The 14178-nt window shown below is 52.8% G+C and carries 12 protein-coding genes; 6 read left to right on the forward strand and 6 right to left on the reverse strand.

Features of this window, described 5'->3' with window-relative positions; translation table 11 throughout:
• Positions 1-351: 351 nt before the first annotated feature.
• The 3 genes from AB8516_RS16655 to AB8516_RS16665 all read right to left on the reverse strand — a co-directional run bounded on the left by AB8516_RS16655 (position 352) and on the right by AB8516_RS16665 (position 2978).
• Positions 352-2064, reverse strand: coding sequence for a proline--tRNA ligase (locus AB8516_RS16655; protein ID WP_108289108.1), 1713 nt, complete (start codon positions 2062-2064; stop codon positions 352-354).
• Between the two features lie 119 nt (positions 2065-2183).
• Positions 2184-2528 (reverse strand): phenylpyruvate tautomerase MIF-related protein, encoded by a 345-nt coding sequence (locus AB8516_RS16660; RefSeq protein ID WP_369162357.1) that lies wholly within the window; start codon positions 2526-2528, stop codon positions 2184-2186.
• Between the two features lie 6 nt (positions 2529-2534).
• Positions 2535-2978 carry a DUF4124 domain-containing protein gene (locus tag AB8516_RS16665; protein WP_369162359.1) on the reverse strand — a complete coding sequence of 148 codons (444 nt, stop codon included), beginning with the start codon at positions 2976-2978 and terminating at the stop codon, positions 2535-2537.
• A 198-nt stretch (positions 2979-3176) separates the two neighbouring features.
• Here AB8516_RS16665 and AB8516_RS16670 point away from each other — a divergent pair, with 198 nt between their 5' ends.
• From AB8516_RS16670 to ilvC, 3 genes are all read left to right on the forward strand, one after another.
• Positions 3177-4895: an acetolactate synthase 3 large subunit gene (locus AB8516_RS16670; RefSeq protein ID WP_369163316.1), complete on the forward strand. Its 1719-nt coding sequence runs from the start codon at positions 3177-3179 to the stop codon at positions 4893-4895.
• Positions 4895-5386 carry an acetolactate synthase small subunit gene (ilvN, locus tag AB8516_RS16675; protein ID WP_108289103.1) on the forward strand — a complete coding sequence of 164 codons (492 nt, stop codon included), beginning with the start codon at positions 4895-4897 and terminating at the stop codon, positions 5384-5386. Before AB8516_RS16670 ends, ilvN begins: the two co-directional genes overlap by 1 nt.
• A 122-nt stretch (positions 5387-5508) precedes the next feature.
• Entirely contained in the window at positions 5509-6519 is a 1011-nt protein-coding gene (gene ilvC, locus AB8516_RS16680; protein ID WP_369163318.1) for a ketol-acid reductoisomerase, read from the forward strand.
• 86 nt (positions 6520-6605) lie between these two features.
• Here ilvC and AB8516_RS16685 read toward each other — a convergent pair whose 3' ends face one another.
• Together AB8516_RS16685 and AB8516_RS16690 are read right to left on the reverse strand one after the other, a co-directional pair.
• The gene (locus tag AB8516_RS16685) at positions 6606-7385 is read right to left on the reverse strand and encodes a tellurite resistance TerB family protein (RefSeq protein WP_369162362.1); all 780 of its coding nucleotides are present in this window, start codon (positions 7383-7385) and stop codon (positions 6606-6608) included.
• Between the two features lie 343 nt (positions 7386-7728).
• Entirely contained in the window at positions 7729-8490 is a 762-nt protein-coding gene (locus AB8516_RS16690) for a sensor histidine kinase (protein WP_369162364.1), read from the reverse strand.
• Between the two features lie 377 nt (positions 8491-8867).
• Here AB8516_RS16690 and AB8516_RS16695 point away from each other — a divergent pair, with 377 nt between their 5' ends.
• Positions 8868-10508, forward strand: a complete 1641-nt coding sequence (locus AB8516_RS16695; protein WP_369162366.1) for a response regulator — start codon at positions 8868-8870, stop codon at positions 10506-10508.
• Entirely contained in the window at positions 10495-11199 is a 705-nt protein-coding gene (locus tag AB8516_RS16700) for a sensor histidine kinase (RefSeq protein ID WP_369162368.1), read from the forward strand. The genes AB8516_RS16695 and AB8516_RS16700 overlap by 14 nt, the downstream gene beginning before the upstream one ends.
• 54 nt (positions 11200-11253) lie before the next feature.
• Here AB8516_RS16700 and AB8516_RS16705 read toward each other — a convergent pair whose 3' ends face one another.
• Positions 11254-12477 carry a diguanylate cyclase domain-containing protein gene (locus AB8516_RS16705; protein ID WP_369162370.1) on the reverse strand — a complete coding sequence of 408 codons (1224 nt, stop codon included), beginning with the start codon at positions 12475-12477 and terminating at the stop codon, positions 11254-11256.
• 264 nt (positions 12478-12741) lie between these two features.
• On the opposite strand from AB8516_RS16705, the gene AB8516_RS16710 reads away from it, so the two are divergent.
• Positions 12742-13962 (forward strand): argininosuccinate synthase, encoded by a 1221-nt coding sequence (locus AB8516_RS16710; RefSeq protein ID WP_369162372.1) that lies wholly within the window; start codon positions 12742-12744, stop codon positions 13960-13962.
• Positions 13963-14178 lie beyond the last annotated feature (216 nt).

Below are 14178 nucleotides of genomic sequence, written 5' to 3' on the forward strand. Positions count from 1 at the left end.
CGGGTATAAAAGCGGCATAGTTTCCCCGCTTCAGCGGTAAGCTGTCAAATCCCCGTCCCTGTTCTTTGCGGTAGTCCTATAGTTATTACTCCGCAAAACCGCTAAGGGACGCCGATCACCGCCAATGAACGCAAATGTTATCCCATGTTCAGGTTCACTGAGTCTCCGCCTGTTCTGAAAAACCTTCAATGGATAGCTGGCAACGCATATCAAAGGATCCAGACCTCTAACCGAAGTTAAGTGCCAATCCTATTGATCTATAAACCGCACGCTAAACAATTTTTTTCACGTACTTTGGCTTTTGTTGTTTGTTTGCGGTGATCGGTGTCCATTCGTGGGTTGATTTATATCTCATCGATCAAGGATGAATCCGACAATCTCCTCGAGGGGAATAAAGCTGTTCTCACTCTCCTGGCGTCCCCGGTACTCCACCTTGCCTCCGTCGAGGGATTTTTCACCTACCACGATGCGGTGGGGGATGCCGATCAACTCCATGTCGGCGAACATGAAACCGGGGCGCACGCTGCGGTCGTCGAGCAGTACCTGGATGCCGGCGGCCTGCAGATCGGCGTACAGCTTCTCCACTGTCTCCCGCACCCGCTGGGATTTATCCATCTTCATGGGGCAGAGGGCGACCTGGAAGGGGGCCAGGGCGGTAGGCCATGCGATACCCTTGTCGTCGTGGTGCTGTTCAATGGCGGCTGCCACCACACGGGTGACGCCGATGCCGTAGCAGCCCATGGTCATTACCACCGCCTTGCCATTCTCGTCGAGAACGGTGGCATTCATGGCGTCGCTGTACTTCTTACCGAGCTGAAAGATGTGGCCCACCTCGATGCCACGGGCGATAGTGAGTATGCCCTGACCGTCGGGGCTGGGATCGCCCTCCCGCACGTTGCGAAGATCGGCAATCTCCGTCGGCTCCGGCAGGTCGCGGCCCCAGTTGATACCGAAGTAGTGTTTGCCGTCCTGATTGGCGCCGGCGCTGAAGTCGGCCATCTTGGCCACCGTGCGGTCGACGATATAGGGAATCGGCAGCTTGACCGGACCGAGGGAGCCGGGGCCGGCACCGATGGCGGCGCGGATTTCCGCCTCCTCGGCGAACTGCAATGGGGAGGCCGCCTGGGTCAGCTTGTCCGCCTTGATCTCGTTCAGGTCGTGGTCGCCACGCACCAGCAGGGCCACCAGTTCGGTATCCATCTCCTCCGATGCTTTTACTACCAGGGTCTTGACTGTCTTCTCGATGGGCTGGTCGAACTGTGCCACCAGCTCCTGGATGGTCTTGGCGTCCGGGGTGTCGACCAGGGTCATCTCCATACCGGGTGCCGGACGCTCCCCCACCGGTGCAACCGCCTCGGCCAGCTCCACGTTGGCGGCGTAGTCGCTGATGGTGGAGAAGGCGATGGCGTCCTCGCCCGATTCGGCCAGCACGTGGAACTCATGAGAGCCGCTGCCGCCGATGCTGCCGGTATCAGCCGCCACCGGGCGGAAATCGAGGCCGCAACGGCTGAAGATGCGGGAGTAGGTTTGGTGCATCACCTCGTAGGTCTGCTGCAGGGAGTCCTGGTTAAGGTGGAAGGAGTAGGCGTCCTTCATGAGGAACTCGCGGGCGCGCATGACGCCGAAGCGGGGGCGTATCTCATCCCGGAATTTGGTCTGGATCTGGTAGAAGTTGACCGGCAGTTGTTTGTAACTGCGCAGCTCGTTTCGCGCCAGCTCTGTGATGATCTCCTCGTGTGTGGGGCCGTAGCAAAACTCCCGCTGGTGGCGGTCGTGCAGGCGCAGCAGCTCAGGGCCGTACTGCTCCCAGCGGCCCGATTCCTGCCATAGTTCGGCGGGCTGCACTGTCGGCATCAGCACTTCCAGGGCACCGGCCCGGTCCATCTCCTCGCGCACGATGTTCTCCACCCTGCGCAGTACCCTCAGGCCCAGGGGGAGCCAGGTGTAGAGACCGGCCGCCAACTTGCGGATCAAACCGGCACGCAACATCAACTTATGGCTTGCGGTCTCGGCATCGGCGGGTGTCTCCTTGACGGTGTGTAGAGGGAAGTTTGAAGTACGCATGGGTCTGGCTCGGCCTGGTAGTGAAAAGGCGTGATTCTATCCCGCTTCGGGTGGCGGGTCACGGCCGGAGAGGTATTTGAGTGTGTATGTGGGCGAATAAATCGAACCGCCGACGGTCCTTAGAAGGTCGAGGAGTTCCAGCCCCATTGATGGCGTTCAGCGGCGCTGAACTCTATGTAAACCCTGTCGGGAGATATGGACAGTTGCCGCTCCATCAGCTGACATAAGGCGTTGGATATCTGCCGTGTCTGATCATCCGGAAGGCCAATGCTTTTCAGCTCCAGATAGGCCAGCGCGTCACGGCTGCCCGCAAACAGCATTTGAGGGTTGTGTTCGATGCTGACCATGACATACCGCTCGGGTTTACCAAGGACGGCTGCCACTGATTCAGAGGCATGCTTAAGCAACTGGTCCAGCCTGTCCTGGTCGATAGGCTGATTTGTGGTGATCTTGAGCAGCGGCATCTATGGTTACCTTTTGCAGTGCTCTTTGATCTGTTCCCTCGCCTGCTGCATCTTCTTTTGGCGATCCTCCTCGGTCAGGCGGACATAGCCATCCTCAGTCTTGTACAGACGGTTCCCCAAGGCCGTGAGCTGCTCCAGATTCTTTCGGGCAGTATTACAGTTTTTCCTGTTTTCAGCTTTGATTTCAGCCTGCTCTTTCTTCTGCGCCTTTTTCAGTGCCCTGTCTTCGGCACTGTCTGCCAGTCTTTGCCGCAGTTCTTCAAGTTGCTTTTTTGAATCGAAGCCACTGCCCGCGGGTGTAGTCCTTATCTTCACGGTTTCAGCTTTGACGTCCGGTGGTGGTGATTGTGAGTAGGTTACCACGCCCTCTTCGTTGACCCAGCGATAGGTTTCAGCGGAAGCGACGGTTAAAAATGGAAGTAATAGCGCGAGTAAAAGTGTCTGTTTCACGGATTGGATCCCTGTGTCATACATCATTGATCAGGATCATTATGGAGCATGTTACCCGAATGGCAAGTAATGAGAGAAGCTGAAAGTACAAAATGAGAGGGGATATCCGCTTGACCTATAAAGGTAGTATTAGTATTTTGCACTGTTTCTATAAGTTTAGTGTCCGAAAAGACAATCGGCGCAATTGGAGGCCTCAAGGTGGAACTCAGCGGTGGCGAGATCATCGTTCAATGTTTGAAAGATGAGGGTGTGGAGCATGTGTTCGGTTATCCGGGCGGTGCTGTACTGCATATCTACGACGCTATTTTCAAACAGAAGGATGTGAAACATATCCTGGTGCGCCACGAACAGGCGGCGGGACACGCGGCCGACGGCTATGCGCGCGCCACCGGCAAACCGGGCGTCGTTCTGGTGACCTCCGGCCCGGGGGCAACCAATGCGGTGACTGGCATTGCCACGGCCTTCATGGACTCAATCCCGATGGTAATTCTTACCGGCCAGGTCCCGACGCCGGTGATCGGCAGTGATGCGTTTCAGGAAGTCGATACGGTTGGCATTACACGCCCCTGCGTGAAGCACAACTTTCTGGTCAAGCGGCTGGAAGATCTGGCCGAGACCATCAAGAAGGCCTTCTACATCGCCACCAGCGGCCGTCCCGGGCCGGTCGTGGTCGATATACCCAAGGATGTGACGGATCCTGGGATCAAGATTCCCTATAAATATCCCAACAAGGTCAAGATGCGCTCCTACAATCCGGTGATCAAAGGCCATCTTGGGCAGATCAAGAAAGCGGTCAAGATCATGATGGAGGCCGAGCGCCCGGTCTTCTATACCGGTGGCGGGGTGGTGTTGGACGATGCCGCCAAACCGCTGACCGACCTCGTGGACAAGCTGGGGTTTCCGATCACCCAGACCCTGATGGGATTGGGGGCCTATCCGGGTAGTGGCAGGAACTTCCTCGGTATGCTCGGCATGCATGGCACCTACGAAGCGAATATGGCGATGCACGAGACCGACGTGCTGATCGCTGTCGGCGCCCGTTTCGATGACCGGGTCACCGGCCATGTAAAACAGTTTTGCCCGGATGCAACCATCATCCATATCGATATCGATCCTTCATCGATCTCCAAGAACGTCCGTGTCGACGTACCCATCGTGGGTCCGGTCAAACAGGTGCTTCGGGACATGCTGAAGGTGGTCGACGAAGGTGATGTGCAACCCGGGAAGCAAGCCTTGAAACAGTGGTGGGAGCAGATCGAAAAATGGCGCTCTATGGATTGTCTGAAGTATGACCAGAAGAGCGAGCAGATAAAGCCGCAGCATGCGGTCGAGATACTGCACAAGGTCACCAAGGGAGACGCCTATGTGACTTCCGATGTGGGTCAGCACCAGATGTTCGCAGCGCAATTCTATCGTTTCGACAAGCCGCGACGTTGGATCAACTCGGGAGGGCTCGGCACCATGGGTTTCGGCCTGCCCGCGGCGATGGGGGTTCAGATGGCCTTTCCGAAGGCCGAGGTGGCGGTGGTCACCGGCGAATCGAGTATCCAGATGTGTATCCAGGAGTTGGCGACCTGCCTTCAATACGAGCTGCCGATAAAGATAATTTTGCTGAATAACGGATATATGGGCATGGTGCGGCAGTGGCAGGAGTTTTTCTACGAGAGCCGCTACTCCCAGTCCGGCATGAGCGTGACACCGGATTTCGTCAAATTGACCGAGTCCTACGGTCACGTGGGCATGCGTGTTGATAAAACGAAGGATCTGGAGGGAGCGATGAAGGAGGCCTTCTCTCTCAAGGACCGGCTGGTCTTCCTGGATGTGGTGGTCGATCCCTCGGAGAATGTCTATCCGATGATTGCGGCAGGCAAGGGGCATCATGAGATGTATCTGTCACCCGGGAGTGAGTTGGTCTGATGAGACATATCATATCTATTCTATTGGAGAATGAGTCCGGCGCACTGGCACGGGTGGCAAATCTGTTCTCAGCGCGCGGCTACAACATCGAATCGTTGACGGTGGCGCCCACCGAGGATCTGAGTCTCTCCCGCATGACCCTGGTAACCAGCGGTAGTGACGAGATCATTGAACAGATCACCAAGCAGTTGAATAAGCTGATCGACACGGTAAAGCTTGTCGATCTCACCGAAGGCAGCCATATCGAACGTGAGATGATGATGATCAAGCTGCGGGCGGAACGTACCCAGCGTGAGGAGATCAAGCGCCTGGTGGATATATTCCGCGGCAAGATCATCGATGTCACCGACACCAGTTACACCGTCGAGCTGACGGGTGCGGCGAGCAAACTGAATGCCTTTATCGAAGCGGTGGACGAAGATCTGATCATCGAGGTGGTGCGCACCGGTCCCTCGGGCATCGGCCGCGGACCGAAGGGGCTGGGGCTCTGAGGATAGTTTGTCATCTGCGACTTTCCAGATGCGGTGCGGCAAGCCGCACCGTGTATGACGTTCATTTGCGGCGTAAGACCAGAATATAAAACACTACATTTTCCGAAGGAAACAACATGGCTATCAACGTTTATTATGACAAAGACTGCGACCTGAGCATCATCAAGGGAAAGACGGTCTCCATTATCGGCTACGGCTCACAGGGTCACGCCCATGCCAACAATCTGCAGGACTCGGGTGTGAACGTCGTCGTCGGTCTGCGTGAGGGCTCTCCTTCGGCCATCAAGGCACAGAACGCAGGACTGACGGTGAAGTCGATCGAAGAGGCGGTGCAGACCGCCGATGTGGTCATGATCCTGGCCCCTGACGAGTTCCAGGCCAGGCTCTATCGCGAACAGATCGAGCCCAATATCAAGGAGTCTGCGGCGCTCGCCTTTGCCCATGGTTTTGCGATCCACTATAACCAGATCGTGCCGCGGGAGGATCTTGACGTAATTATGATCGCGCCCAAGGCGCCCGGCCACACCGTACGCAGTGAATATCAAAAGGGTGGTGGCATACCCGATCTGGTTGCTATCTATCAGGATGCCACAGGCACGGCCATGGATACTGCCCTGTCTTATGCCTCCGCCATCGGCGGTGGTCGAACCGGAATCATTGAAACCACCTTTAAGGATGAAACCGAGACCGATCTGTTTGGTGAACAGGCGGTGCTGTGCGGTGGTGCCGTGGAACTGGTCAAAGCCGGTTTCGAAACACTTACAGAAGCGGGTTACGCACCCGAGATGGCCTATTTCGAATGTCTGCATGAATTGAAATTGATCGTCGATCTGATGTATGAGGGAGGCATCGCCAACATGAACTACTCCATCTCCAATAACGCAGAGTATGGTGAGTATGTGACCGGCCCCAGAGTGATCAACGATGAGAGCCGCAAAGCGATGCGGGAGGCTCTGCGCGACATTCAAAGCGGCGAGTATGCCAAGCAATTCGTTTCTGAGGGCGCCCTTGGTTATCCTTCGATGACCGCCTACCGCCGACTCAATGAGGCTCACCCCATCGAGCAGGTGGGTGAGCGTCTAAGGGCCATGATGCCTTGGATTAAAAAGATCGTGGATAAGTCAAAGAACTGATCCATATTCAAGTATCCGGGTGGGGTGCGGCTCTGCCGCACCCTGAACCATACGAGCCGTACGAGCTTTCGCGTACGAAATTGCTTTCAGGTTCTATAGATGGATGGTGCGCCAAACTGTTCATGGATTTGATTGCTGACCTGAGGCGAGATTCGGATCGCCTGGGCAAGACTGTGCAGATATTGAGCTTCCGCCTGACTGTCTAGATCTATGGCCATCAGCGATATGGCATAGACTTGTTGCTCCAACCCTTGCGGTATGGAGCGAACGAATCCCTCCAGATCCAACGGCTGTGCAAGTTCATTGCGAACGAACTCGATCTCGTCCTGGGTAACCTCACCGAGCTTACCGAGAATCTTCTGCTGTTCTTCCTTGTCGACCTTGCCGTCGGCCTTGGCGGCATTGATCATGGCGCGAATCATCAGGGCCGCCTGATCCGTCGCCTGCTGATAATCCATACCCTGGGGCAGATGATCGCTGGACTTGAAGTGGGTCACAGGCTGGGCGCCCTGCTGTCCGCCGAATTGGGACATGGCGGCACCCAGCAAACCTCCCAATCCCGCGCCTCCGGCGCCACCGCCAAGCAGACCGCCAAGCAGATCGGTGAGATCACCGCCGCCAGGCTGGCTGGATCGTGTCCTGCTGCCACCGCCCAGCAGGTCTCCGAGACCACCTGTTCCCGTTTGAGCACCCCCGCCACCCAGAACGCTGCCCAGGATATTGCCGAGTCCACCACCAGTCGAGGTTTGGCCGCCTCCCATCATGGATCCGATAACCGAACCCAATATGTTGGAGCCGGAACCGCGGGACAAGACACCGCTGTTGAGTATGCTGCCAAGCAATTTAATCGCATCTATGTTAGCCATTATTCATCATCCCATTTGTAGCTGTCATTACTCAGGTGGTTTCCGATATGCACAGTAAACGAACTGAGGCTGTAGCGACTGTATAATAGTACCCTGAAACCATGAAATAACGCTGATGCCGGTTATAACCGAAGTGAAATTCTCGAGAGCCTGTGAGCAAAGCCTTGGGTCGCTCCGCATCAATTCATTGATATACGATACACCTTGCCGTGTTGTGAGTCCCAGGGTGACATCAAAGTTAACAATTTAGCGCGTCTTGTCGATGAAATAAAACCCGCCTGGGCAAGGGTTTATGACATTCCGCGCTTAACGCGGGGAGATGATGAAAGTCTGGGGATTTTGATCAAATGTCGCAGAGTGTCATTGTTCGAAGTGGAAAATACGCCTGAATTTCGACTCCCGAATTGACGGCGGTAGCGATTTCCAGTTTGCCGTTCACCGATTCCACCCTTTCGCGCATGCTCATTAATCCCAGGCCAAGCCCTTTGTGGATAGAGGCAATGTCGAATCCTATGCCATTGTCAATGACACTCAAGTGGACCGATTCATCTTGCAGGGAGAGTGTGACTCCGATTCGGCTTGCACGGGAGTATTTCAGGGCATTGTTTAATGATTCCTGTACGATGCGGTAGATTGCTGTTCTGTAAGCAACGGGTATCTGGTCCTCTTCAATCCTGTAATCGGTCACAATCTTTAAAGATGGGGAGGCCTGAGAGATCTGCCTGCATTGCCAGGAGATGGCCGCCAGGACACCGAGGTCATCGAGGATGGAGGGTCGAATGGCGCTGCATATGGACCTGACTTCACCAATCGCTTCTTTCACCATCGTTGAAATCTGTTGTAACGAGGCTTTGTGGTCATGTGGTGACAGGCTGGGGAATGAATTGCTGTCGTAATGATTCAGGCATTGTTTTACCTGCAATCCTATCGTAGTCAAAAGCTGCCCCAAGCCGTCATGCAACTCTCGCGATAGTCTTTTTCTCTCCTCCTCTTCATTGATCGAAGATGAAGAAGAACTCTTCTGCCGCGTAGGAATTTTGTTTGTATCCGGTAATTGAGAGTGAGTGAAGGCGTCACGAATTGTATTCTTTTTAGCTACCGACATTTTTTTCTCTTATTAGCGAACTTGAGCGGATCTACAGGTTCGAGGGTATTGCAATCCAATATATCCATTGGTTGATCAAATACTCTTTAACATGATGGATATAGCGTTTGTCCATTTAACAGCTTGAGTGATCTGTTAAGTTAATTCCTTAAACAGGGCCGATGTTATGATCTGCTTATTGGTAAAGGTATTTTGGTGTTTAGTGTTGAGGAGTATTGGTAATAGAAATAGTCATCTTATTCGTAATCTAATTGATCTAAATCAAGAGAGTTTACAATTTCGTTTAAGCGCGTACAGGTTTACGCGATATGAGAATTATGTACCGAGGCGCTTTTCCTAGAGCCTCTCATGCTTAACCAAGGGATAGATATATTCTCATGGAAGAACTGCGGCAAAACCTCAACTACCTGATAATCGACGATTTTGACCAGATGCGGGTCTCCTTTAAGGGGATGCTTACCAGTTATGGCGCAACCGATGTTACAACCTGTGCTTCGGGTGAAAAGGCTCTGAAGCTGCTGGCAAACAACAGTTATGACGTAGTGATATGTGACTATAACCTGGGTGATGGAAAAGACGGGCAGCAGGTTCTTGAAGAGGCGAGGTATCTCGGGTACCTGGGTCATGCGGCCACCTTTTTCATGATCACGGCAGAAAGCAATATGCCGATGGTGATGAGCGCATTGGAGCATCAGCCTGATGACTATATGGTGAAACCGATTAACCGGGAGGTGTTGCATCATCGTTTGACAGTGGCCTTAAACAGAAAACGTCAATTGAAGGCGATTGATGATGCACTTATTCGTGATGACAAATTGTGTGCCATAGATCTATGTCGGGACCGCTGCGGTAAGGATCTCAAACAGCGACTCTATCTGGCTAAGCTTCAGGCAGAGCTGTGCTTGGATATCAAGCGTGTTGACGAAGCCGAAAAGATCTATCAAGAGATTTTGGCGATTCGTGATTTTCCCTGGGCTCGTTTCGGATTGAGCAAGATCGATTTTCTGAAAGACAATCATCACCAGGCGGAGGAGGAATTCAGAGCGCTGATTGAACAAAACCATCTCTACCTCGAGGTCTATGATTGGCTGGTACGGCTGTTGGAGAAGAGAGGGGATACCGAAGAGGCGCAACAGCTGTTGCAAGAGGCGGTTGATTTATCCCCCAAAGCGGTTGTCAGGCAAAGGAAGCTTGGACAGCTGGCGGAGTGCAACGGCGATGCCGTCAGGGCCGAGAGGGCCTATCAGGCTGCCGTACGCTGGGGAAGAAATTCGTGTTTTGCCAGTGCTCAGGAATATAGGTGCTTGGCGAATATCTACCAAAACACTGGCCGCAGACCGAAGATGGTAAAGTTGCTCAGTGAAGGGCGTAAACGCTTCAGTCATCAGCCTGCAGACCGTATCCAAATGCTATGCGGCCAGGCGCTGGCGCAACATCATCAGGGCGTGATGAAAGGTCTTGAAATCTATCTTGATGAGATAGTACGCCTGGTTGATGAGCATAAAAGGGATGTTACAGCCCATCATTTACTGGATGCTGCCGATGACCTGTTTCAATTGTCAAAATCCGATGAGGCGCAGGAGCTGTTAAAAGTACTGCTCGGCAATCACCATGATGATGAACGCTGGATAGACCGTGTCCGACAACTGATGCTGCAGCATGGCAGGGATCATGCTATTGAAGAGTTGGTTTCTATAGCCAGGACTGAATTGCAGCAGATACATATAAAGTGTACCGAACTGCTACGTTCAGACAGACTGAAGCAGGCGATTACTTTGCTGAACGACACCATTGAGCGTTATCCAAGGAATAGAACGCTGATGTTGATGGCGGCGGGTGCAATGATCAATTACATGCGTGTTAACGGTATTGATCCAGGTTACCATTTCAGGTGCCGATTCTCGCTTAACCGATTGCTTGAAAGGGATCACCAGGATACAGATGCGGGCCGCTTTCTTGATATGTTGAATAAGATTACACCGGTTTCAGTTGAGGAGGGTCTTGGTGGACAGAATTAAGAGTGACAGGGATGGGGTCGATCTAAAATCGGCTTTTGCAATGGTGTCCCATGACATAAAAAACTCACTGGGAATATTACTCAAATTCATCGGTACGATTTCAGAGAGCAGTGAGATGGCAGGGTGTGCCGAAATTCGACAATGCGCTGATATGGAATATGAGGTGCGCAGGATCAATAACAATCTGGTTAAGTTGTTGACCCTGTTCAAGGTCGAGGAGGGGGTGTATCTGTTGAATGTGGATGCCCATTCAGTCAAGGATTTTCTTGACGAGGCACTGCTGGAGCATGCTGTCATAATGAGGCAAAAGGGGATCGAGTACGATATCGAGTGTGACCACGACCTGTATTGGTATTTCGACAGAAATCTGATGATGGGTGTTATGGGGAATGCGATCAGCAATGCCTTGCGTTATACCGGTGATAGAATTCGACTGACTGCGGATGCGTCGCCCCATGGTTTGACTATTGGGGTCGAGGACAATGGCGAGGGATTTCCCAGTAATATGCTGGCACAACAAAGCGGATTCATGAATCCTGAGTCGGGCTTTATCACCAATAATACCGGCTTAGGACTCTTTTTTACCCAGACTGTGCTGGATCTACATCAGCATGACGGAGTTCGTGGCCGTGTTGAGTTGGCAAATCGTGCAGATCCTGGCGGAGGCGTCTTCTCAGTACTGTTACCCTAGGGATTCGTAGATGATTGGTGGCTGATCACTCAACGCTGGAAGTTCAGCCCGTTACTAACCGGGTTGTTTGATTTTATCCTGTAACTCCTCTATTTCCGACGAGGTGCTTGCATTATGGTCATGGGCGTCATATTCAATGCGGTTTCGTCCCAGCTGCTTACTACGGTAAAGTGCGTCGTCAGCCCGCTTGATTAATTTATATTGGGATGGATAGTCATGAACCTCGGTGGCCACTCCAATGCTCAGGGTAAGATGTTCACCGACAGGCGAGTTGGGATGAGGTATGGCTAAGGCGGCAATTTCCTGTTTGATGCGCCTGGCAACTTTTTTTCCGCCGCTTAAATCCGTATTGGGTAGAATGATAATGAACTCTTCTCCCCCGTAGCGCGCGCACAGATCGCCGCCACGTTGTAGTGACGAATGGATTGATTTCGCCACTTTTACAAGACAGTCATCACCCTCCAAGTGGCCGAGGGAGTCATTGTAAAGCTTGAAATAATCAATATCACAGATCATCAGTGTCAATGGGGTTGAGTTGCGGCTGGCGCGACGGTATTCGGCAAGTAGTCGATCGATAAAATGACGGCGGTTCGGAATGCCGGTCAGCGCATCGATGATTGATTGCTGATGCATTTTTTTGTAGCTTGCGGATAGCTTTTGAGAGAGATTGGTGATTAACGCTATGCCGATCATGCCTATAACGATGTGGCCAATAACCAATCCCCAGATTGGAGCTGTATTGACATCGGGAATTGTGACGCTGATACCCCCGCGTATTTCTCCTTCTTCATACCCCTGCTTTTCATGACAGCGAAGACAAGCGCGAGTGGTAACCAAGGGGGCCATGTAGAAGAAACGCAATCCGTTTTGATCCTCAATCAAGTGGCTGTATTCTTGTGTGTCACCGGTCTCGAACATGAGAAGCGCTTCCCGTTCCAGGTCGGTGGGTTGGTTACTTGGGCGGATCGGGTTAAGACTGGTGATGTGTAACTGGATGCCGTTGTTATGCGCAGCGAGTTCCGATATTTGCCGGGTCATATAGGCTGGATTGATCAGGGTTAAGGTCAGTTCATCGCTTACCGCAATATCCCGGTTATCGATATCGAGATATTCGTTGGGCGGGGTGGATTCGGAGACGGGCACATAGACACCGCCATGACTGGCACTCCAATCTCTGACCAGCTTGATATGGTCAAACATCAGGCGAGCGGCATCTTTCAGAAAATGGTGATGTTCATCTTGAGTGTGTTTGACGTTCCAGCCGAGAGAGATCAGCACCACCAAGCTCCAAGCGGTCAGAAGGATGATAGCTAATCTTTTAGAGTTCAAAAGCTTTCGCCGTTAGCGCTATTCAGTGCACAGATGAAAATTGAGGGGCGAGTCAGGTAGAGTATAGCAGCTAATAAGTCTTTAATTTTAAGATGTTATTTGGTCGAATATGTATTCGCCGTCCGCACCTGTCGGGTGCTTCGCGACATATCATCTGATTCAAGATGGGTTATAATGGGCTGTTTCAAAAGCATCTTTTCTGGGAGATAGCAGATGTCGAAAGATGGCATTAAGAAGGTGGTTCTGGCTTACTCGGGCGGTCTCGATACATCGATTATCGTCAAGTGGCTGCAGGATGAGTATCAGTGTGAGGTGGTGACCTTTACTGCGGATATCGGGCAAGGTGAGGAAGTCGAGCCAGTGCGCGCCAAGGCTGAGGCGGCAGGTATCAGGGAGATCTACATAGAGGACCTGAAAGAGGAGTTTACCCTTGACTATGTGTTCCCGATGTTTCGCGCCAATGCCATCTATGAGGGTGAGTATCTGCTGGGGACCTCCATAGCAAGGCCTCTGATCGCCAAGCGCCTGATAGAAATCGCCAACGAGACCGGAGCAGACGCCATCTCCCACGGCGCCACTGGCAAAGGCAACGATCAGGTGCGTTTTGAATTGGGCGCCTATGCATTGCGGCCCGATATCAAGATCATCGCGCCATGGCGTGAGTGGGATCTAAATTCCCGGGAAAAGCTCTTGGCCTATGCAGAGGCCAATGGAATCTCAATCGAGATGAAGCGGGAGGGCAAGAAATCACCCTATTCGATGGATGCCAATCTGCTCCACATCTCCTATGAAGGGTATGACCTTGAAGATCCGTGGAATGAGCCCGGCAGCGATATGTGGCGTTGGACGGTCTCCCCGGAAGAGGCCCCTAACCGGACAACCTATGTCGAGATCGGGTTTGAAAACGGTGACCCGGTCTCCATTGACGGCGAGAAGCTTTCCGCGGCGGCACTGTTATTGAAACTCAACCAGTTGGGCGGTGAGAATGGTATCGGGCGAGCCGATATTGTGGAGAATCGCTATGTGGGCATGAAGTCGCGCGGCTGTTACGAGACACCCGGTGGTACGATTCTGCTCAAGGCGCACCGTGCCATGGAGTCGTTGACCCTGGACCGGGAAGCCGCGCATATGAAGGATGAGCTGATGCCCCGGTACGCCAAGCTGGTCTACAACGGTTACTGGTTCACGCCGGAAAGGGAGATGTTGCAGGCCGCTATCGATCACACCCAACAGGTGGTCAATGGTGTGGTGAGAGTCAAGCTCTACAAGGGCAATGTGGACATTGTCGGGCGTCGCTCCAATACCAATAGTCTGTTCGATGAGTCGATTGCCACGTTTGAAGACGACGCCGGGGCCTACAACCAACAGGATGCGGAGGGGTTTATCAAGCTCAATGCCCTGCGCCTGCGGGTAGCCGCCTCGAAGAAAAAGTAGCACCCTGACCTGTCTTCATGAATAAGGCCGGGTATTATCGAATACTTGGCCTTTTTTATTTATTTCAGAGCGTTGTGGCTGTGGTTGCCGCAGTTCCCACCTTCGTATGTAAATTCCATTCAATGCGGAGATTGCCAATACCGGGGGAGGCTCACTGTCCATTTGGATACCCTCCCGCAAGATGCCGTGCATAGAATCACTATGTGGAGCCTGTAT

This window comes from Candidatus Thiodiazotropha sp. LNASS1 (assembly GCF_964212655.1).
GTDB lineage: Bacteria > Pseudomonadota > Gammaproteobacteria > Chromatiales > Chromatiaceae > Thiodiazotropha.

Coding starts and splice junctions, on each gene's coding strand:
- AB8516_RS16655 (WP_108289108.1), bottom strand. CDS start 2,064: ATGCGTACTTCAAACTTCCCTCTACACACCGTCAAGGAGACACCCGCC.
- AB8516_RS16660 (WP_369162357.1), bottom strand. CDS start 2,528: ATGCCGCTGCTCAAGATCACCACAAATCAGCCTATCGACCAGGACAGG.
- ilvN (WP_108289103.1), top strand. CDS start 4,895: ATGAGACATATCATATCTATTCTATTGGAGAATGAGTCCGGCGCACTG.
- AB8516_RS16685 (WP_369162362.1), bottom strand. CDS start 7,385: ATGGCTAACATAGATGCGATTAAATTGCTTGGCAGCATACTCAACAGC.
- AB8516_RS16690 (WP_369162364.1), bottom strand. CDS start 8,490: ATGTCGGTAGCTAAAAAGAATACAATTCGTGACGCCTTCACTCACTCT.
- AB8516_RS16695 (WP_369162366.1), top strand. CDS start 8,868: ATGGAAGAACTGCGGCAAAACCTCAACTACCTGATAATCGACGATTTT.
- AB8516_RS16710 (WP_369162372.1), top strand. CDS start 12,742: ATGTCGAAAGATGGCATTAAGAAGGTGGTTCTGGCTTACTCGGGCGGT.